We start from the raw sequence: 24,161 nt of genomic DNA on the forward strand, positions 1-24,161 counted from the left end.
CGCGACGACTTGAACTCTGTCTCTCGATGAGTATCTAAGCGACGCGGAATCACAGCAAGGACGCAACTTTGGCAATATACAGGGAAAAGGACTTCGCGGAGCGTCGCAACGCCGCCAGCGACGCGAAACAGGCACTACTGGCGAAGTTCAAGTCAAGACCGAACGCCGACGATCCGTCGGTGTTGGCGCGGCAGGCAGAACGCAAGGCAATTCTGGAAGCCCGCGCGATTCGCGAGGCCGAGAAAGCCCGTCTCAAGCAGGAGCGGCTCGCCCGCGAGGCCGCCGAGGCAGAGACCCGGCGCAAGGCCGAGGAAGAGGCACGGCTGAAGGCCGAGGCCGAAGCGGCTGAATTGGCGCGCATCAAGGCGGCCGAAGAGGAAGAGATGCTGTCGGCGAAGATGGCGCTCGAAGCCGCCCAGAAGGCGAAGCGCGACGCGCGCTATGCGGCGCGCAAGGCGCGCGGCGGCCGGCTGCCGCCCGGCTTTAAGGCCTGAGCGGCATTCGCTTCAAGGATTGACGACCGGCAGGGTCTCGCAAGCGAGGCTCCGCACGGTCGTTTCTGCGCGTCCAGATTCCGGCGCGCGCCAAGGCGGCAACCTATACGGCGTCTGTCTTCTTTCTCATGCGGCGCAAGGTTGTCTGGACCGCCTACGCCAGCACCTTGAGCCCGACGATGCCGCAGACGATCAGCGCGATGCAGGCGAGTCTGAGCGCGGTCGCCGGTTCGCCGAGCAGCAGGATGCCGAGCAGCGCAGTGCCGACGGTGCCTATTCCGGTCCATACCGCATAGGCGGTTCCGACCGGCAGCGTCTTCAGGGCCAGCCCCAGCAGGCCTAGGCTGACGATCATCGAGGCAAGGGTGAGGATGGTCGGAACCGGCCGCGAAAAGCCGTCCGTATATTTCAGGCCGATTGCCCAACCGATCTCGAAAAGGCCTGCGAAGAAGAGAAAAATCCACGACATCGAACGCTCCGTCCAAGGCGGGTCGTCCCGGCCGCAAGATTTTCAGCTGAAGGCAAGGTCGTCCTTGCCGCCCTCAAATAGGCGCGCATCATCCGGCAGGCAAGCCCGTTCGGCCGAGCCGCCCGACCGGAACGACGCCACGGCGCTCCTATTTTTCCTTGATGCGGATCGCCTGAACCGGGGTCGCCTTGATCGTCGGCGCGGCGGCCGGCTTCTTGGCGTCCTTCTTCGGCTTGCGGGCCTCCTTGCCCGGTCTCATCGCGCCTTTTGCCATCGTCTGTTCCTCCAGAAGCAGAGTCTTATCAAACAACAGATTCGGGCGAGCGCAAGGCCTGTCGCGACCTTCAGTCGCCTTCATCGACAACCCGCAGGCGCAGATGTCCCGTCTTGGAATCCACCACCCGCATCGTGTCGCGAGCCGGCGCTTCTTCCGCCTCCGGAGCCTCGTCGTCGCCGAACTCCAGCGATTCGATCTTGCGGCTGCGTTTCGTCACCTTGTCGGTGGAGGTCAGGATCTGCTCTATGTCCTTCTGCGTCAGCGAGAAGTGCCCCTGCAGCTTGCGCACGCGGTCGTCGAGACGGTTGACGTCGTCGAGCAGCCTGATCACCTCGCCCTGGATGACATGCGCCTGCTCCCGCATGCGGGCGTCCTTGAGGATTGCCTGCACCACCTGGATCGACAGCATCAGCAGAGACGGAGAGACGATCACGATGCGGGCGCGGTGCGCCTTCTGCACCACGGCTTCGAAATTCTCGTGGATCTCAGCGAAGACCGATTCGGACGGCACGAACATGAACGCCGTGTCCTGCGTCTCGCCGGTGATCAGGTATTTTTCCGAGATGTCGCGGATATGCAGCTCGATATCCCGCCGGAACGCCTGCGCGGCGTATTTCTGGGCGTCCGCGCCTTCCGCCGCGCGAATGGCGTTCCACGCCTCCAGCGGAAACTTCGCGTCGACGACGAGGCCCGGCGCGCCGTTCGGCATGCGGATCACGCAGTCGGGTCGGTAGCCGTTCGACAGCGTCGCCTGGAATTCGAACGCGCCGGGCGGCAGCCCGTCCGCGACGATCGCTTCCATCCGCGACTGGCCGAAGGCGCCCCGCGTCTGCTTGTTGGAAAGGATCGCCTGGAGTTCCACCACCTGCCCGGCAAGCGACTGGATGTTGCCTTGCGCCTTGTCGATGACCGCAAGGCGCTCCTGCAGCTTCGTCAGGCTCTCATGGGTGGAGCGGGTCTGCTCCGTCATGGTCTGGCCGATGCGGCCGGTCATGGCGTCGAGACGCTGGCCGATGGACTGGTTGAGTTCCGCCTGCCGCGCGCCGAACACCTCGGCGATGGTGCCGAGCCTGCCCTGCATTTCCGACTGGGCGCTGAGGATGCCCATCAACCGCTCGTCGGCCTGCCGCGCTCGCTCCGCAGCTTCGGCTGCCAGCGCCCGCCTTGCCCGTGCGGCTCGCAGCAAGCCGATGCAGAGGAGGCCGACGATAAAGGCAACCGCCAGACCGGCGGCGACCACCGCCTGCCCGAGCGTGACCGTCGTCGCGCCGAACTGCGCGACGGGCTGCGCGAGAAGTGTTGAGGCATCCATGGCGGCGACCATACGCGATTCTCGTCGTGATGGAAGATCAAAACGTGAACGTCGGCGCAGCCTTCCTGTTGACGCTTGGGGGGCGAGCGCATAGGTGAAGCGCTATGTCGATCAAGCCGCTCGTCATCCTTCCCGATCCGATCCTTCGCCAGGTTTCGAAGCCGGTGGAAAGGATCGACGATTCGCTTCGCAAGTTCGCCGACGACATGTTCGAGACCATGTATGACGCGCTTGGCATCGGCCTTGCCGCCATTCAGGTCGGCGAACCGCTGCGCATGCTTGTCATGGATCTCGCCAAGGAAGGCGAGACGCCTGCGCCGCAGGTCTTCATCAATCCCGAACTTGTCGAAAGCGGCGATGAGCGCTCCGTCTATGAGGAGGGCTGCCTCTCCATTCCCGACTATTATGCCGAGGTCGAGCGCCCCGCGAGCGTGCGGGTGCGTTATCTCGACCAGTTCGGAAAGCAGCATGAAGTGCTTGCCGAAGGACTGCTCGCGATCTGCCTCCAGCACGAGATGGATCATCTGAACGGCGTGCTGTTCATCGACCATATCTCGAAGCTGAAGCGCGACATGGTGGTGCGCAAGTTCAGGAAGCTGGCGAAGGAAAAGGCCCCAAGCCGTCTGGCGGTGTGATCCGCGCGGCTGTTCTCGTTGGCGCACTTGACCTGAAGCCGCTGAACCCGTTTTGAGACGTGGACTCGCGTTGTCCTGACCAGACCCCCGAATGCTGCCTTTGGCGGAGACCGCATGCCGTTTCGTGTCATCTTCATGGGAACGCCGGATTTTTCCGTGCCTACCCTGCGCGCGCTTGCTGAGGCAGGCCACGAGATCGTCGCGGTCTACACGCAGCCGCCCCGGCCGGCCGGCCGGCGCGGGCTGGAACTCACGCCGTCGCCGGTGCAGCGTGAGGCCGAACGGCTGGGCGTCGAGGTCAGGACGCCGGTTTCGCTGAAGCCGGAGGCGGAGCAGCAGGCGTTTCGTGATCTTGGGGCGGATGTGGCGGTGGTCGTCGCCTACGGGCTGCTGCTGCCGCGACCGATCCTCGAAGGAACACGCCTCGGCTGCTACAATGGCCATGCCTCATTGCTGCCGCGCTGGCGCGGGGCCGCGCCGATCCAGCGGGCGATCATGGCCGGCGATGCCGAAACGGGCATGATGGTGATGAAGATGGATATGGGGCTGGATACCGGACCCGTCGCGCTGACCGCGCGTGTTCCGATCGAACCCGACATGACCGCCGGTGAACTCCACGACGAACTCATGGGCGTCGGTGCGGATCTGATGGTCGAGGCGCTGGACAGGCTGGAGCGCGGTGGACTCACGCTGACGCCCCAGCCGGAGGAGGGGATTCTCTACGCCGCCAAGATCGACAAGGCCGAGACGCGCATCGACTGGACGCGGCCGGCAGTCGAGATCCACAATCATATACGTGGTCTGTCGCCGTTTCCGGGCGCCTGGTGCGAGGCAGCTGTCGGCGGCAGGGTGGAGCGGTTGAAAATCCTTCGTTCGGTGCTGGTTGCGGGCACGGGCGCGCCCGGCACGGTGCTTGATGACCGGCTGACGGTGGCGTGCGGTGACGGCGCCGTGCGCCTCACCGAAGTGCAGCGGGCTGGCGGCAGGCCTGTCCCGGCCGCAGAGTTTCTGCGTGGGGCGAAGATGGAACCGGGAACGATGCTGGGATGATCGATATTGTCGTCAGGCTCGCAACGCTGGCCGATCACGCGGCGATCAGGCAGATCGAGACGGATGCCTTCGCCGGAACGGGCGAGGCCGATCTGGTCGAGGCGCTGCGTGCATCGGGCAGCGTCGTGCTCGAACTCGTGGCGGTCGCTGGCGGTCGCGCCGTCGGCCATGTCCTCTTCTCCCGCCTTCTGGTCGAAAATCGGGGCGCGCCCTTTCTGGCGGTCGCGCTTGCGCCTCTCGCAGTTGCCGGCGCGATGCAGAGAAAGGGCGTCGGCACGGCGCTGGTCGGCGAAGCGCACCGGTTGCTGAAACCGCGCGAAAACCTGTCGGTGGTCCTCGGCGAGCCCGGATATTATGGCCGCTTCGGCTACGAGCACGCCCGCGCGGCGGGCTTCAGCAGCGCTTACCAGTGCGAGGCCTTGCAGGCGCTGTCATGGAGCGAGGAAGCGCCTTTTGCCGGGCGGCTTGTCTATGCCGCGGCGTTTGCGGGGTTGTGACCGTGCCGCGCTACCGCCTCGACATCGAATATGACGGGACCGCCTATGCCGGCTGGCAGCGGCAGGCGGATCAGCATTCCGTGCAGGCGGCGATCGAGCAGGCGATTCTCGCCTTTTCCGGGGAAACCGTCACGATCCGCGGCGCGGGACGGACCGATGCGGGCGTGCATGCGACCGGACAGGTGGCCCATTGCGATCTGGAGAAGGCTTGGCCGGCGAACACGGTCGCCAACGCGCTGAACGCTCACCTCGCGCAGGTCGGCGAAAGGGTGGGCATCATTGCCGTAGCGGTGGTGGACGAGAATTTCGATGCGCGTTTCTCTGCGACTGCCCGGCATTATCTCTACCGCATCGTCAATCGCCGCGCGCCGCTCGCGCTCGATTTCAACCGGGCCTGGCGCGTGGTCCGGCCGCTGGATGCGGCGATCATGCACGAGGCCGCGCAGCTTCTGCTCGGCCGGCATGATTTCTCGACGTTTCGTTCCGCGCATTGTCAGGCCAGCAGTCCGGTCCGGACGCTTGCCCGCCTCGACGTGACGCGGATCGGCGACCTCATCGAGATCCGGACGTCCGCGCGGTCGTTCCTGCACAATCAGGTGCGCTCCATGGTGGGCAGCCTGAAGCAGGTGGGCGAAGGCAAATGGTCGCCGGCCGATCTGAGGGCCGCGCTCGACGCCCGCGACCGTGCCGCCTGCGGGCAGGTCGCGCCGCCGGACGGGCTCTATCTGATCCGCGTCGACTACGCTGGCATCTGACCGGAGGGCGTGAGCCCCAGCAGGCTCTGCAAAACGATCAGCACCGCGAGCGCGGCGACGAACATGGCCACGAACAGCGCCGTTGCGACGGCCGGCCCCTTGTTCAGCGCGACGTTCGTCTGCCGCCAGGTGAGCACGAGCGATGCAAGGAACAGCAGCAGCGACAGCAGCGTGGCGACGTCGGCCGTCTGCGGAAGCACCAATCTGAGGATGGTTGGCGGCAGCATCATCCAGACGAGCAGCGCCGAGGCCCAGTTCCCCGAAACGACATAGTGCACGTAGCGATCGGCGATGCCCGCGCGGCCGGCGACGAGCGCCAGCCCGACAAGCGGCAATATCCATACCGACATGTCGATCACGGCGAGCCGCAGCATGACGCCGAAGCGAGAGGCGGTCGTTTCATAGGCCACGAAGTCATTGGCGCTGGAGATCCAGCCGATGGCGAGGGCCGGCGCGGCGACTGCGATGGCGAAGAAGGAGTCCCAGAAACCCTCCGCCGTGGTGTCCAGAAGGCGCATGCCATCGGCGCGGCCGGTCATGACGCGCCACGCGCCGGTCATGTTGCGCTGGATTTCGGCGGCGTCGAGCATGGCTGTCAGCCGAACCAGTCTTCGAGGAAACGCTGGTAGATCCGCGTCAGCGTCTCGAGATCGTCGAGCGCCACGCGCTCGTCGATCATGTGCATGGTCTGGCCGACAAGTCCGAACTCGACCACTGGGCAATAATCCTTGATGAAGCGCGCGTCCGACGTGCCGCCGGATGTCGAGAGCTTCGGCTGCCGCCCGGTGACGGCCTCGACGGAGGCGGAAAGGCCGGCGATCAGCTTCTCGTCGCGCGTCAGGAAGACGGGGCTCGGCCGGTCCTTCCAGACAAGATCGAAGCTGACGGGCTCGTCGCGATCCTTGCGGTATCGGTTGCGCGCGGCGGCGCGGTCCAGCCGATTGTGGATCTCGGCCTGCAGGGTCTCGGCCGTCCAGGTGTCGTTGAAACGCACGTTGAAGGTCCCCGTGGCGCGCGCGGGGATCACGTTCGATGCCGGATTGCCGACATCGATGGTTGTGATTTCCAGATTCGAGGGCTGGAAATCCGTCGTTCCGTCGTCGAGCGGCGTGGCGATCAGCGCGTCGGCGAGCGCCATCAGCCCGCGCACGGGATTGTCCGCCAGATGCGGATAGGCGACGTGGCCCTGCCTGCCCTGTACCGTGACGGCGCCGGTGATGGAGCCGCGCCGGCCGATCTTGATCATGTCGCCGAGCGTTTCGGGATTGGTCGGTTCGCCGACGATGGAGGCGTCCCACGTTTCGCCCCGCGCCGCCGCCCATTCGAGCAGCTTGCCCGTGCCGTTGATCGACGGACCTTCCTCGTCGCCCGTGATCAGCAGCGAAATCGATCCTTTTGGCTGGCCCTTGTTCTGGACATGCCGGGCGACCGCCGCGACGAAACAGGCGATGCCGCCCTTCATGTCCACGGCGCCGCGCCCATACATCATGCCGTTGGCGACCTCGGCGGAAAAAGGCGGATGCGTCCAGGACGATTCGTCCCCGGGCGGCACGACGTCGGTATGTCCGGCAAACATCAGATGCGGCCCGTTCCCGGAGATGCGGGCATAGAGGTTTTCCACGTCGGCCGTGCCGTCTTCGCGGAAAACCGGCCTCTCCACCGAGAAGCCGAGCGGCTTCAGCATGGCTTCGAGCGTGGAGAGCGCGCCGCCTTCGGCGGGCGTCACGGAGGGGCAGCGGATGAGGGCGGCGAGATTGGCGGCCGGATCGATGGTCTGCGTCATGGCGCAAGCGATAGTGGAATCCGCGCGGCCTGTCACGACCGGCGTGACGCTTCGCGGCGCTCAGTCAGGCGAATCGGCGAGCCTGCCATACATGTTCGGACCGGCCGTTCCGGGCGTCACGCAGAGATAGATGAACGCGATGATCGAGATCACCGGAATGAACAGGCTCAGGCTCATGAAGCCGGTCCTGCCGAGATCGTGAAACCGCTTCACCGTCATGGCGACGTGCGACCAGAGCGCGGCGAAGAAGGCGATGCCGAAGACCAGCGACCATGCCTGTGCAGCCGGCGCCTCCTCGGGAAAACGCATGAACTGATAGAGCGGAAACGACACCGCTATCATCATGAACAGGAAGCCGAGAAAGTAGGCCGCGCGTCCGACGCGGCCCCTGAGCTTGAAGAAAAACCAGAAAAACGTTTTGGAATCAGCCAAGCGGGTCCGGTCCGAATCTGTTTGCGCCGCGTGTGCCTTCCAGGATGCCGCATTCGACCAGGAACCATATGCCGCCGATGAAGGGCACCAGAATGATCAGTGTCCACCACCCCGACTTGTCGCGGTCGTGCCAGCGCTTCGCATAGAGCGCGAAGGCCGGGTAGAGCATGACAAGCGTGGCAAGCGCATAGAGCCATCCATAAGGGATTTCCGGGCTGAAGTTCAACCCGAGCAGGTTGTCGAGGATCATTGCGACGATCATGACCACGAACATGACGCCGATGCCCGCCCAGAACTTGGCGCGGTTGATGCGTCCGTCAAAGCTGGTGAAAAGCCATTTCCAGTCCATCTTTCACCCCTCCAGAAAGGCGCGTCAGTCTGCGCCCGTGCGGAAGGTGCGTCCGCGCGGCGAAAAGATCAATCTCTGAGCAGTTCGTTGATGGAGGTCTTCGACCGGGTTTTTTCATCGACACGCTTGACGATGACGGCGCAGTAGAGGCTCGGTCCCGGTTCGCCGTTGGGCAGCGGCTTGCCGGGCATTGTACCGGCGACGACGACGGAACCTGCCGGCACCTCGCCATAGAACACCTCGCCCGTGGCGCGGTCGACGATCTTGGTCGACTGGCCGATGAAGACGCCCATGCCGAGCACCGCGCCTTCGCGCACGATGCAGCCTTCCACCACCTCCGAACGCGCGCCGATGAAGCAATTGTCCTCGATGATGGTCGGTCCGGCCTGCAGCGGCTCCAGCACACCGCCGATGCCGACGCCGCCCGACAGGTGCACGTTCTTGCCGATCTGGGCGCAAGAGCCCACCGTCGCCCATGTGTCGACCATGGTGCCGCTGTCGACATGGGCGCCGAGATTGACGAAGGACGGCATCAACACCACGCCCGGCGCGATATAGGCGGAGCGGCGCACCACCGCGCTCGGCACGGCGCGGAAGCCGGCCCGCTCGAAATCCACGGCGCCCCAGCCGCTGAACTTCGAGGGCACCTTGTCCCACCAGGACGCGCCGCCCGGGCCGCCTTCGATGATCTCCATGGCGTTGAGGCGGAAGGAGAGCAGCACGGCTTTCTTCAGCCACTGGTTGACCTTCCACTGGCCGTCCGCCTGCCGCTCCGCGACGCGCGCCTCGCCCCTGTCGAGCAGGTTGAGCGCGGTCTCCACAGCGTCGCGTACCTCGCCACCCGTGGAAGCGGAAATCCCGTCGCGCGCGTCGAATGCCTTTTCGATGGCCTCTTCGAGGCTGGCAAGATCGGGCTTCGCCATGGCAAATACTCCGTTAAAGGTGGCGTTAAGACGCGGACGGGTAAGGTGTTCTGGAACCGCGCGGACCCTAGTATGTCAAGGATCGGAAAGGGTCAATCGCGCCGGCGACACGGGGCGGCGTAAGCTGAACGGACGGGGTAAGAGTATGAAACCAATGGAGAATGCCGGCTGGACGCCGCTGCCGCATTCGGACGAGGATCTGGAGCGCGCGCAAAGCGTGCCGGATACGCCGCAGACGCGCGCGCCGACCTATCGGCTTGCCTGGAACGATGCGGACTTCATGACGCGCCGGGAGACGCGGTCGATCCGGCTGCAACTCGAGCTTCTGAAGCCGGAGATGATCCTGGCCGAACGTGGCATCCGCTCGACGGTCGTGATGTTCGGCGGCGCCCGCCTGCCGGAACCAGGCGGCGCCGCCTGGGCCGCAAAGAACGAGACGCAGAAGCGCAACCTCCTGAAAAACAGCAAGTACTACGACGAGGCGCGCAAGTTCGCGCGGCTCTGCTCGCAGCAGTCCGCGGCGTCCTACTACCGCGAATACGTCGTGGTCACCGGCGGCGGGCCGGGCGTCATGGAGGCGGGAAACCGCGGAGCCGACGATGTCGGAGCGCCGTCGATCGGCTTGAACATCGTGCTGCCGCACGAGCAGGCGCCGAACGAATACGTCACGCCGGACCTCTGCTTCAACTTCCACTACTTCGCCGTCCGCAAGATGCATTTCGTCATGCGCGCCAAGGCGGTCGTGGTTTTTCCCGGCGGCTTCGGCACGCTTGACGAGTTCTTCGAGACACTGACGCTCATCCAGACCGGGCGCATGGAGCGCGTGCCGGTCATCCTCTTCGGCAAGGAATTCTGGCACGGCGCCCTCAATCTCGACTATCTGGCGGAACAGGGCACGATCTCGCCGGGCGATCAGGACGTCATCGACTACGCCGAGACCGCGGACGAAGCGTGGGCCATCATCGCGAAGTTCTACAAGCTCTCGGAAGCCGCCTGAGATCGCATATCACCCGGTGCGTCAGCCCGCCGCCGGCGCGATCGTCCGCAGAAACGCGGTCAGGTCGTCCGTGACATAGTCGACATCGTCGTCCTGCGCGGCGTCGCGCTCCCATATCTCCGCGAATGTCGGCTCGAAATTGCGCGGCACGACCAGCACGGTCTTCATGCCGAGCGCCTTCGGGGCGATCAGGTTGCGCGCCAGATCCTCGAACATGACGGCGTTCGGACCCGCCACCTCGTGCAGCGTCAGGAACTTGTCGTAGGTTTCGCGGGCCGGCTTCGGCGTCAGCCCGGCGGCGACGATGTCGAAGATATCGTCGAAATGGTCGAGGATGCCGAGCTGGCGCGCGGTCCGTTCCGCGTGGCTCCTGCTGCCGTTCGTCAGGATGAATTTTCGCCCGGGCAGGGCCTTGATGGCGTCGCCCAGCGCTTCGTCGGGCTTCAGCCAGGTGTAGTCGATGTCGTGCACCTTTTGCAGGAAGTCGTCGGAATTGATGCCGTGCCGCGCCATCAGGCCGGCGAGCGTCGTGCCGTATTCAAGATAAAGCTCCTTCTGGAGCTTGCGCGCATCCTCGCGCGGCAGCTTGAGCAGGTCCGACACATACGCGGTCATGCGCACGTCGATCTGCGAGAACAAATTCGTGTGATGCGGATAGAGCGTGTTATCGAGGTCGAAGACCCAGTCGGTGACATGGCTGAATTGGTGAGGCTCTGGATGGTTCGTCATCCGGCTCTTATGCCATGAAACGCCACGTATACCACATGGCGAAGCGGCGGCGGCGCAAATATCAGATTTGTTAGAATCTTTCGCGGCACCGTAACGATATGTTTCCTGTCCGGATGCAGTGTCGCCCGACATCATGCAGAAAATCGTTCTTCAGTCGCTGCTGACCACATTGCTTTCCGTGATCGGCTCGGTCCTCGCGGCCGCCTCTGTCGTGCCGGCGTTCGGCGGTTCGCTCGATGGCAACGGCCTGCTCATGTGCATTCTCTGCCCGATCGTCGTCGCCGGACCTGCGAGCGCCTACACGTTCTGGCAGCGCGACCGGTTGAAGATCGCACACGATGCGCTGGAGGAGGCGCATCGACAGCTGGCGAGAACGCATGCCGAGCTGCTGGAGAAGTCGCGGCACGATTTCCAGACCGGTTTCCTCAACCGGGAGAGCTTCCTTGACGAACTCGCCGGACAGGGGGAGATCGGCGGCGGCTCGCTGCTGATCATCGATGCCGATCACTTCAAGCGGATCAACGATCGCTACGGCCATCTGGTTGGCGATGAGGCGTTGCGCGAAATAGCGGCGGCGATCGGGCGGGCCGTGCGCGCCGGCGACATCGTGGGCCGCATCGGCGGCGAGGAGTTCGGGGGAATCCTGATCGGCGCCGGCCGCGACGAGGCGATCGCGATCGCGGAACGCGTCAGGCGGGAAGTCGAGCAGTTGAAGTTCTTCCCGCAGCAGGGCGTCATGCTGCCGTTGACCATCAGCATCGGCGGCGCCGAACTGCGCAGGGGCGCGAGCGTCAGCGATCACATGCGCGCGGCGGATGCCCGGCTCTATGCGGCCAAGAAGGGGGGCCGCAATTGCAGCGTCTTCGATCTCGATGCGAAGGTGGCTGCTTAGGGTATGTCTTCGGGACGTCGGCCGGGGCGCCCCTTGTAGTCCGGCAGGCTCCAGCCGTAGCGCAGCGCGCCGCCGCGTATGCCGAACGCCACGAGGAAAGCCAGCGTCGCGGAGGCGTACATCGGCAGGCCGGCTATCTCCAGCACCGTGTAGACAGCCGCGCCGGCAAGTGCGGCCGTCACATAGATTTCGCGCGTCAACAATACCGAACGCTCGCTGGCCAGCAGGTCGCGCAGCACGCCGCCGAAGGTCGCGGTCAGCATGCCCATGACGATGGCGACGGGAGCCGAGCCGGTGACGGTCAGCCCCTTCGCCGCGCCCATGACGGCGAAGGCCGCCATACCGACGGCATCGAGCCAGAGCAGCAGCTTGTAGCGCGACTCGATACGGTGCGCCGTGAAGAACACCAGCACCGACATGATGACGCAGATGAAGATATAGTCGGTGTTGCCGATCCAGAAGACCGGGATGTTCAGGATCACGTCGCGGAACGTGCCGCCGCCTATGGCCGTCGCGCTGGCGAGAAAGAGAAAGCCGATGATGTCGAGCCGCTTCCGGGAGGCCGCCAATGCGCCGGTCGCCGCGAACACGGCGACACCGGCATAGTCGAGGAGCTGGATCAGCGGCATGGGACGTGAACAGTGATCCGTGAACGCTGATCAGTATTGACGCAGTTTCTCAGCTTTGGCGAGAACCGCTCACCACTCAGGCATCCTTCGCGGCCTCGTCGCTGACAGGCCCCGGCTCCGGCTTGGAATCGTTGGCCGGCGCGTGCTTCGGACCTCCGGTGGAGACGCCGACCATAGCCGGCCTGAGCACGCGGTCGCCGATCGAATAGCCGGGCTGCACCACCTGAAGGACGGTGTTCGCCGGGACGCCCGGATTGGGGATCTCGAACATCGCCTGATGGAAGTTGGGATCGAATTTCTCGCCTTCCGGCGCCAGCTTCTTGACTCCGTGGCGTTCCAGCGCCGCCAGCATGGCGCGCTCGGTCATCTCGACGCCTTCGGCCAGCGCCTTCAGCCCGGCGTCGGCAGCCGCCTTCGCCTCCGCCGGGATCGCCTCCAGCGCGCGGCGCAGATTGTCGGAGACGGAAAGCATGTCGCGGGCGAAATTCGATACCGCATAAGCGCGCGCATCCTGCACATCGCGCGCGGTGCGGCGGCGCAGGTTCTCCATCTCGGCGGCGGCGCGCAGGGCGCGGTCCTTGAGTTCCTCGTTTTCCTTCATCAGGCGCGTCAGCACTTCGAAGTCGCCTTCTGCCGCCTTCGATGTTTCGACGTTCACCGTCTCCGACGTATCGAGCAGGTCTTCGACGGGGCGTTCTTCTTTTGGCATGTCGTTCATCATCTGTCCGTTGGTCCGGGAGCCACGAATTTGCGCCCGATATCGAGGTTCGGAGGGCAAAAATCAAGGCATGACGATGCTTCAATCAGGAGCGCCGGCGAGCCGGCGCCCTTTTCTCGGGCAGCGCATGCCGCCAGGCTATCTGGAGTGCGGCCTGAAGTTCCTCTGACGTCAATTCGGAAAGGATGCCGGTCGTCCAGCCCATTCGGCCCCAGCCCTTCGGCACGGGTGCGAACGCTCCCGGATTGACGAGGCATTTGAGTTCCTGCTCGTCGAGGCTGAACTTGAAATTGGCCGAAAGCCCGTCGGCGGCCAGAGTCGCATAGGTGCGGGCCACCTTGAACGCCCTGCGGTCCATATGCGGGGCTTCCACCGTCCCCTCAAGAGCTAGCGCCGCGCGGCGGAAATCGTCGGCCGTCGCCATGGCGTCAGCGCAGCATGCGGCTGATGAGCTGGGCCGTGTAGTCGACCATCGGCACGATGCGGGCGTAGTTGAGGCGCGTCGGCCCGATCACGCCCAGCGCGCCGACCACCCGCGCGTCCTTGTCGCGGTAGGGCGCGACAACCAGCGACGATCCCGACAGCGAAAACAGCTTGTTTTCCGAGCCGATGAAGATGCGCACGCCCGATCCGCCCTCGGCCAGATCGAGGAGCTGGATCAGGCCGTCCTTCGTCTCCAGATCGTCGAACAGGTGCCGCAGCAGTTCGAGGTCGGCCTGTTCCGTGACGTTTTCGAGCAGGTTGGCGCGTCCCCGCACGATCAGCCGCGCCGGCAATCCGCTTTCGGACCCGGCCCAGACCGCAAGCCCCTTGCTCACCAGTTCCTGCGAGAGCGTGTCGAGGGCCTGCCTCGTCTCGTCCTTGAGCCGCTCGATCTCGCCGCGAGCCTCGGCGAGCGTGCGTCCGCGAATATGCGCGTTGAGGAAATTGGAGGCCTCATGCAGTTGCGACGTCGTCACGCCGGCGGGCAGCTCCACCACCCGGTTCTCGACGTCGCCGTTCTGCGACACCAGCACGACGAGCGCGCGCATCGGGTCGAGCTGGATGAACTCGATGTGCTTCAGCGGCAGTTCGTTCTTGGCGGTCAGGACCAGCCCCGCGCCGCGCGACAGGCCGGAGAGCATCTGGCTTGCCTCGGTCAGCATATGCTCCACCGATGCGCCCGAGCCCGATGCTCTCACCTGCGCGTCGATATTGCGTCTTTCCTCTTCGGTGAGGTCGCCGAACTCCATGAACGCGTCGACGAAGAAGCGTAGCCCGCGCTGTGTGGGCAGCCGTCCGGCCGAGATGTGCGGCGAATAGATGAGCCCCAGATGCTCAAGGTCACTCATCACGTTGCGCACGGTGGCCGGCGACAATGAGGACGGCAGGAGCCGCGACAGATTGCGCGAGCCGACCGGCTCGCCGTCCCTCAGGTAGGATTCGACGATGCGCCGGAAGATGTCGCGCGACCTCAGGTCAAGTGTCTGCAATGTCGGATCGGTGATGGGCTTCGTCATCGCGTCAAAAACCTCGACCGGGAATATAGAGGCCGCAGGCCGGAACACAACATGGCGATGCGCGGGCTTTTCCTTTGCGCCGCCCGCCGCGTACGGTTACAAGCCGGCCAAGAATCCCGCGCCAGACAGAGGCCTTGATGCGTCCTTCCAAACGTCAACCCGACGAGATGCGAGCCATTTCCTTCGAACGCAACGTGTCGAAGCATGCCGAGGGCTCCTGCCTCGTCAAGTTCGGCGACACGCATGTGCTGTGCACGGCGAGCCTTGAGGAGAAGGTGCCGGGCTGGATGCGCAACACCGGCCGGGGCTGGGTCACGGCCGAATACGGCATGCTGCCGCGCGCCACCGGCGAGCGTATGCGCCGCGAGGCCTCCGCCGGCAAGCAGGGCGGCCGCACGCTGGAGATCCAGCGCCTGATCGGCCGATCGCTGCGCGCCGTGGTCGACCTCCAGGCGCTCGGAGAGCAGCAGATCACGGTGGACTGCGACGTCATCCAGGCCGATGGCGGCACGCGCACCGCCTCCATAACCGGCGGCTGGGTCGCGCTCTACGACTGCCTGCGCTGGATGGAGGCGCGGCAGATGACGAGCGTCTCGAAGGTGCTCAAGGATCACGTCGCCGCCATTTCCTGCGGCATCCACAACGGCCAGCCGGTGATCGATCTCGACTATCTGGAGGATTCCTCCGCCGGCACCGACGCCAATTTCGTCATGACCGGCAAGGGCGGCATCGTCGAAATCCAGGGAACGGCCGAGGGCGAGCCGTTTTCCGAGGAGCAGTTCGGCCAGCTTCTGGGGCTCGCCAGAAACGGCATCAAGCGCCTCGTCAGCCTTCAGCAGATGGCGGTGGGATAGTCCCGGCATTCCCATGACCCCCTCTGCCATCCTCGAATCCGCGCTCTACGTCACCGATCTCGATGCGGCCGAGGCGTTCTACGCCGAAATCCTTGGCCTTTCCGTCATCGTCAAGGTGCCCGGCCGGCATGTCTTCTTCCGCTGCGGCGACAGCGTGCTGCTGCTTTTCAACGCCGAAGCCACGAAGATTCCGCCGGCGCCCGATGCGAAGCTGCCGGTTCCGCCGCACGGCACGGTGGGAGAGGGGCATCTGTGCTTTTCCGCGACCGCCGAGGAGATCGGACGCTGGAAGTCGCATCTGGAATCGCACAAGATTGCCATCGAGGCGGATTTCGAATGGCCGAAGGGCGGCCGGTCGATCTACTTCCGCGATCCGTCCGGCAATTCGATCGAGTTCGCCGAACCGCGTATCTGGGGCATCTGAATGCGAGACCTGAAGGGCCGGATGCTTGTCGTCGCCAGCCACAATGCCGGCAAGCTGCGCGAATTCGCGGACCTGCTTGGACCGTTCGGCATCGACGCGAAGTCGGCGAAGGAGTTCGGCCTGCCGGAGCCCGATGAAACCGGAACGACATTCGAGGAGAACGCCTATATCAAGGCCTTCGCGGCGGCCAGCGCGACCGGCCTGCCAGCCATGTCGGACGATTCCGGGCTCGTGGTCGACGCGCTCGATGGCCAACCGGGCGTCTACACCGCCAACTGGGCGGAAAAGGCGGATGGCGCGCGCGACTTCATGATGGCGATGGAAAAGACGGAAAAGCTCCTGCAGGAGCGCGGCGCCACCGATCCTGCTGCGCGGACGGGTCGCTTCGTCGCCGTCATCTGCCTCGCATGGCCGGACGGCGAGGCCGAATATTTCCGTGGCGAGTCGGAGGGCCATCTGGTCTGGCCGCCGCGCGGCACGAGCGGCTTCGGCTACGATCCGGTCTTTCTCCCGGTCGGCCACACCCGCACCTTCGGAGAGATGGCCGCCGAGGAGAAGCACGGCTGGAAACCGGGCCAGCCGGACGCCCTGTCGCATCGTGCCCGTGCCTTCCAGAAATTCGCCCGCGCACGTCTGGGCTCCGCTTGAACCGGCTCCTGCCCATCGACCGCGATCCGGGTTTCGGGATTTATGTCCACTGGCCGTTCTGCGCGGCCAAGTGCCCCTATTGCGACTTCAACAGTCATGTCCGCCATCAGGGCGTCGATCAGGAGCGCTATGCGAAGGCGTTTCTGATCGAGCTGGCGGATCGCCGCCGCCGCACAGGGCCGCGCACCGTCACCTCGATCTTCATCGGCGGCGGCACGCCCTCGCTGATGAAGCCGGAGACGGTGGGCGCTATTCTGGAGGGCATCGCCGCCAACTGGTCGGTGCCCTCCGGCATCGAGGTGACGCTGGAAGCCAATCCGTCATCGGTCGAGACGGAGCGTTTCCGTGGCTACCGCGCAGCCGGCGTCAACCGCGTCTCGCTCGGCGTGCAGGCGCTGAACGACAAGGATTTGCGCTTTCTCAGCCGGCTGCACAATGTTGAGGAGGCGCTCAAGGCCATCGGGCTTGCGCGCGAGATTTTCCCACGCCTGTCCTTCGACCTGATCTACGCTCGCCCCGGCCAGACGCCGGAAGCGTGGGCCGAGGAATTGAAGAGGGCCATCGGCCATGCCGTCGATCACCTGTCGCTCTACCAGTTGACCATCGAGGAAGGCACGCGCTTCCACGATCTCCATGCCGCCGGCAAGTTCGCTATCCCGGACGCCGATGCGGCCGCTGACCTCTACCAGGTCACGCAGGAGGTGACGGCCGCGCATGGCCTGCCGGCCTACGAGATTTCGAACCATGCGAAGCCCGGCTGCGAGAGCCGCCACAACCTCACCTACTGGCGCTATGGCGAATATGTCGGCGTCGGCCCCGGAGCGCATGGACGCTATGTCGAGGACGGCCGGCGGGTCGTCACCTTCACCGAAAAGTTTCCGGAAGCGTGGTTGAAGCTGGTGGAGGAGAAGGGTCACGGCCTTACCGGCGGCGAGGTTCTGACCCGCTCCGAGGAAGCCGACGAATTCCTGATGATGGGATTGCGCCTGGTCGAGGGTATCGACCTGACGCGCTACGAAGCCCTTTCCGGCCACACTCTGCCGTCGCGCCGCGTGTCGATCCTGCGAGAGGAAGGCCTTGTTACGCCGGTCGGCAATTCCGGCCTGCGCGCGACACCGGCAGGCATGGTGGTGCTCGACGCGCTGGTCGCCGATCTTGCGCGGTAACTCGCCCTGCACCACGATAGGATGATTTCTCAAAGCGTGTCGCGTTGAACCGGAATCAGGTGACACGCTTTAAGTTCTTGTTTTTTCGCATGTCGTTGTCCCGAAACCGGTTCCCACTTTCGGGCGACATGCCTTTTCGAGGTTCGCGTGGTGGAATATACGTCTTCCTGGCTGTTCTGGGCGCTGCTATCGGCCGTGTTTGCGGCGCTGACAGCGATCTTCGCCAAGGTCGGGGTGCACGACATCGATTCCGACCTCGCCACGCTTATCCGCACGGTGGTCGTCTTCGCCGTACTCGCGGCGCTGCTCGCCGCGACGGGGCGGCTGCATGCTCCGTCGGCGATTTCCGGCAGGACCTGGCTGTTTCTGGTGTTGTCCGGCCTGGCGACCGGCGCGTCGTGGGTTTGCTATTTTCGTGCGCTGAAGCTTGGCGCCGCCGCCCAGATCGCACCGATCGACAAGCTGAGCGTCGTGCTTGTCGCTGTCTTCGGCGTTGTCTTCCTCGGCGAACGCCTGAGCCTTATCAACTGGCTCGGCGTGCTTCTCATCGGCGGTGGCGCCATCCTTGTAGCCCAACGCTGATAGTTCAGCTGCGAGGTGGAGATTCTTTCAACAATGCGGGCCGCTCCACGGGAGCGGAGGTCTTGAGGCCGGCCACGATCAAGGAGCGTTTGGCCCGCAACCGCCGGATTTCACGACGTTCGACGCGGATCGTGACTTCGATTTCCTTTTCCGGATCGAAATAGGGCGTGAATGTGTCCTGGATTTCGAGCTGACCCATGGCGTCCTCCGCTGTCGGGAAAGAACCGGTAGCTGCCTGTTTTGTTCCCAATGAGTCCAAAAACCGGGCAGGCGCGCACCTTCGCGCCTGACGCCAGCCTTCGCATTCACAAATGATGCTACGCGCCGCCAAAACTCGTCGGCGAAGGGCTGACGATCTTGCGGCCACCTCCCGGCTGCACCTCGTAAACCGTATAGGCGCGCTGGTTGGAGCCGTCCGAGCCGAAGCGGAAGACGCCGCCATAGCCGGTGAAGCCCGCGCGTGCCTCGATCACGGCAGGCGTGAAGCCGACCGGCCCGTAGTGCCGCACGATACCCACGGCTAGCGCCACGCTGTCATAGCCGAGCACGGCATTGGTGGAGGGTTCTGTGCCGAATTTCTGCCTGTAGCGCGCCTTGAACTCGCCGATCCGGGCCTGGTCGACATCGGCGAACCACGCGCCGGTCAAAGCGGGATCGCCCAGCGACGCGCTGTTCCAGAGACCTGTGCCGAGCAGCTTCTTGGTAGCAAGGTCGACGCCGTTGGAGCGTAGCGCCGCTGCGATCGCGTTCGGGCTCGGGCCTCCGTCGGGAATGAAGATCGCCTGCGCCTCGTTGGCCTTGGCGGCGATGGCGGAGGCGGCCGTCTGCACCGAGGCGTCGTTTGGATCGTAGCGCTCGACCTGCAGCAGCGATCCGCCCAGAGTCTGCAAGGTCTGCTGCAACTGGCGCTCCGCAACGGTGCCGGCGGCTCCGTTGGGCACCAGCGCGACGAAGCTCTTGTAGCCCTGTGCGAACGCATAGGCGGCGGTGCGGTCGACCACACCTTGTGGCAGGAAGGAGTTGAGATAGACGCCGCTGCCCGCGACCGACTGGTCCGACGAAAAGGCGATGGCGATCTTGCCGGCCTGCCTGAGCACGGTCGCGGCCTGCGCCACTTCCGGCGCGAAGACGGGACCGAGCACCACCGACGATCCTTCGGCGGTCGCTTCCGTCGCCATGGCTAGCGCGCGCGAGGGCTGTCCGGCGGTGTCCTTGACAACGATCTGGAGCGATTGCTGGCCGAAATCGTCGATGGCGAGTTGTGCGGCATTGCGCAGTTCGAGCCCGATCTTGCCGCCATTGCCGTCGGCGCCCAGCGGCAGCAGCATTGCCACGCGCACCGGCCCGGAACCGATGATCTCGCCATTGGCGGTCGGTAACGCCTCGGTCACGACCGGCATCTGCCCTTCCGGCTGCGGGGACGGCAGACCTCCCGGCACGGATTGGCAGCCGGCCGCCAGCGCCATCGGCGCGAGCGTCATGCTGGAAAGCCCGGCGAGAAGCCGGCGGCGGGTGAGAAGGAGGGTCATAGCCTGTCTTCGCTGCGTGATCGCGCGCTTTGCAACCGGCGGTCTGTCATGTCAATGCTTGCCCGCGCGGATCGATCCGTGCGGCATCGATGGAGAATGCGTGGAAAATCGGGCGGCAAGCTATATGGTCGGCGGGACCGAGATCGCCGCGCGGCCGCTTGAGCCGGCGCTCTATCTGGTGGCGACGCCGATCGGCAACCTCGCCGACATCACGCTGCGGGCGCTGGAGACGCTGGCCGCCTGCGACGTGCTGGCCTGCGAGGACACGCGCGTCACCCGCATCCTGCTCGACCGCTACGGCATTCGCCAGAAGCCCGTCGCCTATCACGAGCACAATGCTGAGGAGGCAGGACCACGCCTGATTTCCGCCATTTCCGAGGGCCGCAGCGTGGCGCTGGTCTCCGATGCCGGCACGCCGCTGGTGTCAGACCCCGGCTATCGTCTGGTCGAGAAGGCGCGGGAAGCCGGCATCCGGGTCGTCCCCGTTCCCGGCCCTTCCGCGGTGCTCGCGGCATTGACCGGGTCCGGCCTGCCCTCCGACGCCTTCCTGTTCGCCGGTTTCCTGCCGGTGAAGGACGGCGCGCGGCGTTCGCGGCTGGAGGAACTGAAGGCGGCCCCGGCGACGTTGATCTTCTTCGAATCGCCGCGCCGCTTGGCCGACACGCTCGCCACGATGTCCGACGTGCTCGGCGACCGCCCGGCGGCGATCGGCCGGGAACTGACCAAGACCTTCGAGGAGTTCCGCACCGAACGCCTCGCCGCGCTGGCCACGCATTATGCCGCTGCCGACACGCCGAAGGGGGAAGTCGTGATCTGCGTCGGCCCGCCGGTGCCGGGCGGGGCCGACGAGCACGACATAGACCGCCTGCTTCTGTCGCTCGCCGCCGAGATGCCGGCCTCCAAGGCGGCCGGCGAGGCGGCGCGCATGACCGGCGCGAAGAAGCCCGACCTTTATCGCCGCCTGCTCGAATTGCGGGAGGAAAAGGGTTGAAGCGTCCGGCCTTGCGTCCCGTATCGACGGATGCCCGGCGCGACCGGCGCTTTGCCGCCTACCGCCTCGGCCATCGCAGCGAATGGCTGGCGGCGCTCGCGCTGATGCTCAAGGGATACCAGATCGTCGCCTGGCGCTACCGCACGAAGCTCGGCGAGATCGACCTGATCGCCCGCCGCCGCGATCTGGTGCTGATCGTCGAGGTGAAGGCGCGGCCGACGCTTGCCGAGGCGATGGAGGCCATCGGGCACATATCGGAACGGCGGATCGACGGCGCGGCGGATCTCTGGCTGGCGCGCCAGCCGGACTATGCCCGGCTTTCGCTGCGTTTCGACATGGTGGCCGTCCTCCCGCGGCGCTGGCCGGTCCATGTGGAAAATATTTTCCAGGGACGGCGGTAAGGCGAAGGAATTTTCTCTTGCCGGCGAAGCGTCGCCGGAACACTCTTCATTCACCACCAATTGGCGAGGGAGTCCCGGCAATGTGCCATCATTGCGTCATCGACAGCGTCAAGCAGAGCATGCTCAGCCGGCGCAGTTTCTTCACCGGCGTCGCCGCTGCGGCTGCGGCGGGCGCCGTCGTTTCGACGGTTTCCTCTCCCGTGCTGGCGCAGTCCGCGACCAAGGCGGAAGATCTCACCCATGATCTGGTCGAGAATTTTCCGACCTATTTCGGCAGCCAGCAGTTCTTCATCGACAAGCTGAACGACTTCGCCAAGGACGGCTTCAACATCTCGCAATGGCGGATTGTCGAGCACACCGGCACCCATATCGACGCGCCATTGCATTTCACCGCTGACGGCAAGGGCGTCGGCGAACTCCCGGTCGAGGATCTGGTCGCGCCGCTCTCCGTGATCGACATCCGCGCCAAGGCGGAGAGCGATCCGGACGCGCAACTGACGCCCGACGACATCAAGGCGTGGACCGACAAGAACGGGCCGCTGCCGGAAGGCGGGGTCGTCGCGCTTCTGTCGGGCTGGGGCGCGCATGTCGCGACGGACAAGTTCCGCAATGTCGGCGGCGACGGCAAGACGCAGCACTATCCGGGCTTCCATGTCGAGGCTGCCCAGCAGCTTCTGGAGACGACCACCAAGGCGATCGCCGTCGACACGCTTTCGCTGGATTTTGGCGCGTCGCCGGACTTCATCGTCCACAAGACCTGGCTGCCGGCCGGCCGCTACGGGATCGAGGGCGTCGCCAATCTCGATCGCCTTCCGGCCAAGGGCGCGACCATCGTTGTCGGCGCGCCCAAGATCAGCAAGGGGAGCGGCGGCCCTGCAAGGATCATTGCGCTCGTATGAGCGTTTTCGCCAGGATGCATGAAGCATCCGGCACTCGAACGAACCAGGAAAGAATCCATGAGCCTCCGCATCAACGACACGGCGCCCGATTTCACCGCCGACACGACCGAAGGGACGATCCACTTCCACGAATGGATCGGTGACGGCTATGCCGTCCTGTTTTCGCATCCAAAGGATTTTACGCCCGTCTGCACGACGGAGCTGGGCCTGATGGCGGGCCTGAAGGGCGAATTCGCCAGGCGCAACGCCAAGATCATCGGCATTTCCGTCGACTCCGTCGAAAGCCACAACAAGTGGAAGGGCGACATCGAGAAGGCGACCGGGCACGCCGTGAACTATCCCATGATCGGCGACGGCGAACTGAAGGTGGCCAAGCTTTACGACATGCTGCCGGCGAGCGCCGGCGATACCTCGGAGGGCCGCACGCCCGCCGACAACCAGACCGTGCGCTCGGTCTTCGTCATCGGACCCGACAAGAAGGTGAAGCTGACGCTGACCTATCCCATGACGACCGGCCGCAACTTCGACGAGATTCTGCGCGCCATCGATTCCATCCAGCTCACCGCCAAACACAAGGTGGCGACGCCTGCGAACTGGAAGCAGGGCGAGGACGTGGTCATCACCGCCGCCTTCTCCGACGACGAGGCAAACGAGAAGTTTGGCGGTTTCGACCGCGTGCTTCCCTATTTGCGCAAGGCAAAACAGCCTCAGGACTGATCGTCGGCAGTGCCGACACAAGCTTTCGAGCCTCTTGTGGCCTCCGCCGCTATCTGCGCGGCGATACCGCCATCGGCAGGCCGCCTTCCGGCTGCGTCGTCAGCCTCTGCACCGGCCAGGGGTTTGTTTCGGCGACGGTGTCGAACCGGTAACGCGAGAGCAGCACGGCCAGCGCTATGATCGCCTCCTGCATGGCGAAGGCCGCGCCGATGCAGACACGCGGTCCCGCTCCGAAGGGCAGATACTGGAAGCGGTCGATCTTCTCGCGGTTTCCCGGATGGAAGCGCGACGGCATGAACGCGTCGGGCTGATCCCACAATTTCCGGTGCCGGTGGATGATCCAGGGCATCACCAGCACAGCCGCGCCCTCGCGGATGTAGAGGTCCTTGTAGGTCTCCGGCACGATCGGCTCACGGTTGATCGACGGGGCGGGCGGATAGAGCCGCAAGGCTTCCTCGAAGGCCGCGCGCGTCAGCGGCATGGCGTCCAGCCATTTTGAAGGATCGCTCTCGCGCGCCAGCACCGCGTCGATCTCGGCCTCGACCTTGTCGCGTTCCCATGGCGCTTCGGCAAGGCAGTAGATCGTCCAGCCGAGCGCACGGGCCGTCGTCTCATGGCCGGCGCCGATGAAGGTGATGATATTGTCCTCGATCTCGGCGCGGGTAAGCCCGTCCGGGCCTTCGGCGCGCAGGAGCAGCGTCAGGAAATCGTTGGGCGCGCTGTCGGGATCGCGTCTCAGCTTTTCGATGCGCATCTCCATCGTGTCGCGCACGATCTGGCGGAAATAGTCGAGCGTTTTCCTCCCCCTCAGCCGCGTGAGGCGCGGCAGCCATGTCGGCGCGCGCAGGAGGTCGAGCGGATCGACCCTTCCCATCGTTTCGAACAGATGCTCGATCTGTTCGGGGAAGGAGCCGGATTCGCCCGCGATCTCTCCCGAGAAAAGGGTTTCGGCGAGGATTTCGTAGGTCAGCGCGGTCATGTCATCGGCGATATCGACCGTTCCCGCCATGTCCTCGTATTTGCGGGCGAAGTCCTCCGAGCGCGTCAGCATCGGCCGGGCGAAGCCGAAGATGTTGCGCGGGGTGAAGACGGGCGCCATCGCCTTGCGCGAGCGCTTCCAGACTTCGCCTTCCGCCGTCAGAAGCCCGTCACGCAGGATCGGCCGCAGGACGAGCTGGCGGACGATCGCCATGCGATAGTTCTTCGCATTATCGACGAGAATGTGGCGGATGAGGCCCGGATCGTTGGCCAGGACCAGCGGTCCGGCAATGCCGGTGACGCTGATCCATGGCTTGTTGTAGGAAGGCTCGCCCCAGAGTTCGAGCGGGTTGCGGCGGATGATCCGCATCAGCTCCAGCGTCGAGGGCGGACTCGTGCGCGGTTTCGGCGCGGGCGGGACGAACGGTGCGGGCGACGTGTCCATGGGAGAAATCTAGGCCTCTGGCCGAACGCCTTCAATGCGGGAGGCTGGTCTTGTGCCCGCCACAAAGCCGTGAAAGCGTGCGGTGGC

The 24,161-nt window shown here is 65.0% G+C and carries 31 protein-coding genes; 16 read left to right on the forward strand and 15 right to left on the reverse strand.

Features of this window, described 5'->3' with window-relative positions; translation table 11 throughout:
- Positions 1-68 precede the first annotated feature (68 nt).
- Positions 69-494 (forward strand): DUF6481 family protein, encoded by a 426-nt coding sequence (locus tag M9955_11155; GenBank protein ID MCO5082200.1) that lies wholly within the window; start codon positions 69-71, stop codon positions 492-494.
- A gap of 154 nt (positions 495-648) precedes the next feature.
- Here M9955_11155 and sugE read toward each other — a convergent pair whose 3' ends face one another.
- Together sugE and M9955_11165 are read right to left on the reverse strand one after the other, a co-directional pair.
- Positions 649-963: a quaternary ammonium compound efflux SMR transporter SugE gene (gene sugE, locus M9955_11160; GenBank protein MCO5082201.1), complete on the reverse strand. Its 315-nt coding sequence runs from the start codon at positions 961-963 to the stop codon at positions 649-651.
- A 344-nt stretch (positions 964-1,307) separates the two neighbouring features.
- A complete protein-coding gene (locus M9955_11165) occupies positions 1,308-2,552 on the reverse strand; it encodes a DNA recombination protein RmuC (GenBank protein ID MCO5082202.1) in 1,245 nt (414 codons plus the stop codon).
- A 104-nt stretch (positions 2,553-2,656) separates the two neighbouring features.
- Between M9955_11165 and def the strand changes: the two genes are divergently transcribed.
- The 4 genes from def (at position 2,657) to truA (ending at position 5,489) form a co-directional block, all read left to right on the forward strand.
- Entirely contained in the window at positions 2,657-3,187 is a 531-nt protein-coding gene (def, locus tag M9955_11170; protein MCO5082203.1) for a peptide deformylase, read from the forward strand.
- Positions 3,188-3,301: 114 nt separating this feature from the next.
- Positions 3,302-4,237, forward strand: coding sequence for a methionyl-tRNA formyltransferase (gene fmt, locus M9955_11175; protein MCO5082204.1), 936 nt, complete (start codon positions 3,302-3,304; stop codon positions 4,235-4,237).
- Positions 4,234-4,734: an N-acetyltransferase gene (locus M9955_11180; GenBank protein MCO5082205.1), complete on the forward strand. Its 501-nt coding sequence runs from the start codon at positions 4,234-4,236 to the stop codon at positions 4,732-4,734. The genes fmt and M9955_11180 overlap by 4 nt, the downstream gene beginning before the upstream one ends.
- A 2-nt stretch (positions 4,735-4,736) precedes the next feature.
- Positions 4,737-5,489 carry a tRNA pseudouridine(38-40) synthase TruA gene (truA, locus tag M9955_11185; protein ID MCO5082206.1) on the forward strand — a complete coding sequence of 251 codons (753 nt, stop codon included), beginning with the start codon at positions 4,737-4,739 and terminating at the stop codon, positions 5,487-5,489.
- Here the strand turns inward: truA and M9955_11190 are convergent.
- The 5 genes from M9955_11190 to dapD all read right to left on the reverse strand — a co-directional run bounded on the left by M9955_11190 (position 5,474) and on the right by dapD (position 8,976).
- Positions 5,474-6,079, reverse strand: coding sequence for a transporter (locus M9955_11190; GenBank protein ID MCO5082207.1), 606 nt, complete (start codon positions 6,077-6,079; stop codon positions 5,474-5,476). The genes truA and M9955_11190 overlap by 16 nt on opposite strands.
- 5 nt (positions 6,080-6,084) lie before the next feature.
- Entirely contained in the window at positions 6,085-7,272 is a 1,188-nt protein-coding gene (dapE, locus tag M9955_11195) for a succinyl-diaminopimelate desuccinylase (GenBank protein MCO5082208.1), read from the reverse strand.
- A 60-nt stretch (positions 7,273-7,332) separates the two neighbouring features.
- Positions 7,333-7,704 (reverse strand): DUF805 domain-containing protein, encoded by a 372-nt coding sequence (locus M9955_11200; protein ID MCO5082209.1) that lies wholly within the window; start codon positions 7,702-7,704, stop codon positions 7,333-7,335.
- Positions 7,697-8,053: a DUF805 domain-containing protein gene (locus M9955_11205; protein MCO5082210.1), complete on the reverse strand. Its 357-nt coding sequence runs from the start codon at positions 8,051-8,053 to the stop codon at positions 7,697-7,699. Before M9955_11205 ends, M9955_11200 begins: the two co-directional genes overlap by 8 nt.
- Positions 8,054-8,121: 68 nt before the next feature.
- Complete coding sequence (gene dapD, locus M9955_11210; protein ID MCO5082211.1) at positions 8,122-8,976, reverse strand: 2,3,4,5-tetrahydropyridine-2,6-dicarboxylate N-succinyltransferase; 855 nt, start codon at positions 8,974-8,976, stop codon at positions 8,122-8,124.
- 145 nt (positions 8,977-9,121) lie between these two features.
- Between dapD and M9955_11215 the strand changes: the two genes are divergently transcribed.
- Positions 9,122-9,973: an LOG family protein gene (locus M9955_11215; GenBank protein MCO5082212.1), complete on the forward strand. Its 852-nt coding sequence runs from the start codon at positions 9,122-9,124 to the stop codon at positions 9,971-9,973.
- Between the two features lie 21 nt (positions 9,974-9,994).
- On the opposite strand, the gene M9955_11220 is transcribed toward M9955_11215, so the two are convergent.
- The gene (locus M9955_11220) at positions 9,995-10,702 is read right to left on the reverse strand and encodes a pyrimidine 5'-nucleotidase (protein ID MCO5082213.1); all 708 of its coding nucleotides are present in this window, start codon (positions 10,700-10,702) and stop codon (positions 9,995-9,997) included.
- A 133-nt stretch (positions 10,703-10,835) separates the two neighbouring features.
- Here M9955_11220 and M9955_11225 point away from each other — a divergent pair, with 133 nt between their 5' ends.
- Entirely contained in the window at positions 10,836-11,594 is a 759-nt protein-coding gene (locus M9955_11225; GenBank protein MCO5082214.1) for a GGDEF domain-containing protein, read from the forward strand.
- On the opposite strand, the gene M9955_11230 is transcribed toward M9955_11225, so the two are convergent.
- From M9955_11230 to hrcA, 4 genes are all read right to left on the reverse strand, one after another.
- The gene (locus tag M9955_11230; GenBank protein MCO5082215.1) at positions 11,591-12,223 is read right to left on the reverse strand and encodes a trimeric intracellular cation channel family protein; all 633 of its coding nucleotides are present in this window, start codon (positions 12,221-12,223) and stop codon (positions 11,591-11,593) included. The genes M9955_11225 and M9955_11230 overlap by 4 nt on opposite strands.
- 76 nt (positions 12,224-12,299) lie before the next feature.
- Complete coding sequence (grpE, locus tag M9955_11235) at positions 12,300-12,941, reverse strand: nucleotide exchange factor GrpE (protein MCO5082216.1); 642 nt, start codon at positions 12,939-12,941, stop codon at positions 12,300-12,302.
- Between the two features lie 85 nt (positions 12,942-13,026).
- Positions 13,027-13,365 carry an MmcQ/YjbR family DNA-binding protein gene (locus tag M9955_11240; protein ID MCO5082217.1) on the reverse strand — a complete coding sequence of 113 codons (339 nt, stop codon included), beginning with the start codon at positions 13,363-13,365 and terminating at the stop codon, positions 13,027-13,029.
- 4 nt (positions 13,366-13,369) lie between these two features.
- Positions 13,370-14,440 carry a heat-inducible transcriptional repressor HrcA gene (gene hrcA / locus M9955_11245; protein ID MCO5082218.1) on the reverse strand — a complete coding sequence of 357 codons (1,071 nt, stop codon included), beginning with the start codon at positions 14,438-14,440 and terminating at the stop codon, positions 13,370-13,372.
- 137 nt (positions 14,441-14,577) lie between these two features.
- Here hrcA and rph point away from each other — a divergent pair, with 137 nt between their 5' ends.
- The 5 genes from rph (at position 14,578) to M9955_11270 (ending at position 18,114) form a co-directional block, all read left to right on the forward strand.
- Positions 14,578-15,294 carry a ribonuclease PH gene (rph, locus tag M9955_11250; GenBank protein ID MCO5082219.1) on the forward strand — a complete coding sequence of 239 codons (717 nt, stop codon included), beginning with the start codon at positions 14,578-14,580 and terminating at the stop codon, positions 15,292-15,294.
- Positions 15,295-15,307: 13 nt separating this feature from the next.
- Positions 15,308-15,718, forward strand: a complete 411-nt coding sequence (locus M9955_11255) for a VOC family protein (GenBank protein ID MCO5082220.1) — start codon at positions 15,308-15,310, stop codon at positions 15,716-15,718.
- Positions 15,719-16,366: an RdgB/HAM1 family non-canonical purine NTP pyrophosphatase gene (gene rdgB, locus M9955_11260; GenBank protein ID MCO5082221.1), complete on the forward strand. Its 648-nt coding sequence runs from the start codon at positions 15,719-15,721 to the stop codon at positions 16,364-16,366.
- Entirely contained in the window at positions 16,363-17,532 is a 1,170-nt protein-coding gene (gene hemW, locus M9955_11265) for a radical SAM family heme chaperone HemW (GenBank protein ID MCO5082222.1), read from the forward strand. Before rdgB ends, hemW begins: the two co-directional genes overlap by 4 nt.
- A gap of 150 nt (positions 17,533-17,682) precedes the next feature.
- The gene (locus M9955_11270; GenBank protein MCO5082223.1) at positions 17,683-18,114 is read left to right on the forward strand and encodes an EamA family transporter; all 432 of its coding nucleotides are present in this window, start codon (positions 17,683-17,685) and stop codon (positions 18,112-18,114) included.
- 4 nt (positions 18,115-18,118) lie between these two features.
- Here M9955_11270 and M9955_11275 read toward each other — a convergent pair whose 3' ends face one another.
- Both M9955_11275 and M9955_11280 read right to left on the reverse strand, forming a co-directional pair.
- Complete coding sequence (locus M9955_11275) at positions 18,119-18,313, reverse strand: hypothetical protein (GenBank protein ID MCO5082224.1); 195 nt, start codon at positions 18,311-18,313, stop codon at positions 18,119-18,121.
- A 118-nt stretch (positions 18,314-18,431) separates the two neighbouring features.
- Positions 18,432-19,643: a penicillin-binding protein activator gene (locus tag M9955_11280; GenBank protein ID MCO5082225.1), complete on the reverse strand. Its 1,212-nt coding sequence runs from the start codon at positions 19,641-19,643 to the stop codon at positions 18,432-18,434.
- Positions 19,644-19,767: 124 nt separating this feature from the next.
- On the opposite strand from M9955_11280, the gene rsmI reads away from it, so the two are divergent.
- The 4 genes from rsmI to M9955_11300 all read left to right on the forward strand — a co-directional run bounded on the left by rsmI (position 19,768) and on the right by M9955_11300 (position 22,651).
- Positions 19,768-20,634 carry a 16S rRNA (cytidine(1402)-2'-O)-methyltransferase gene (rsmI, locus tag M9955_11285; GenBank protein ID MCO5082226.1) on the forward strand — a complete coding sequence of 289 codons (867 nt, stop codon included), beginning with the start codon at positions 19,768-19,770 and terminating at the stop codon, positions 20,632-20,634.
- Positions 20,631-21,035: a YraN family protein gene (locus M9955_11290; GenBank protein ID MCO5082227.1), complete on the forward strand. Its 405-nt coding sequence runs from the start codon at positions 20,631-20,633 to the stop codon at positions 21,033-21,035. Before rsmI ends, M9955_11290 begins: the two co-directional genes overlap by 4 nt.
- A gap of 80 nt (positions 21,036-21,115) precedes the next feature.
- Positions 21,116-21,934: a cyclase family protein gene (locus M9955_11295; protein MCO5082228.1), complete on the forward strand. Its 819-nt coding sequence runs from the start codon at positions 21,116-21,118 to the stop codon at positions 21,932-21,934.
- 57 nt (positions 21,935-21,991) lie between these two features.
- Positions 21,992-22,651, forward strand: coding sequence for a peroxiredoxin (locus tag M9955_11300; GenBank protein MCO5082229.1), 660 nt, complete (start codon positions 21,992-21,994; stop codon positions 22,649-22,651).
- A gap of 49 nt (positions 22,652-22,700) precedes the next feature.
- On the opposite strand, the gene M9955_11305 is transcribed toward M9955_11300, so the two are convergent.
- Complete coding sequence (locus tag M9955_11305) at positions 22,701-24,074, reverse strand: cytochrome P450 (GenBank protein MCO5082230.1); 1,374 nt, start codon at positions 24,072-24,074, stop codon at positions 22,701-22,703.
- Between the last annotated feature and the right edge of the window lie 87 nt (positions 24,075-24,161).

This window comes from Rhizobiaceae bacterium (assembly GCA_023953845.1).
In the GTDB taxonomy this organism is placed as follows: domain Bacteria; phylum Pseudomonadota; class Alphaproteobacteria; order Rhizobiales; family Rhizobiaceae; genus Arvimicrobium.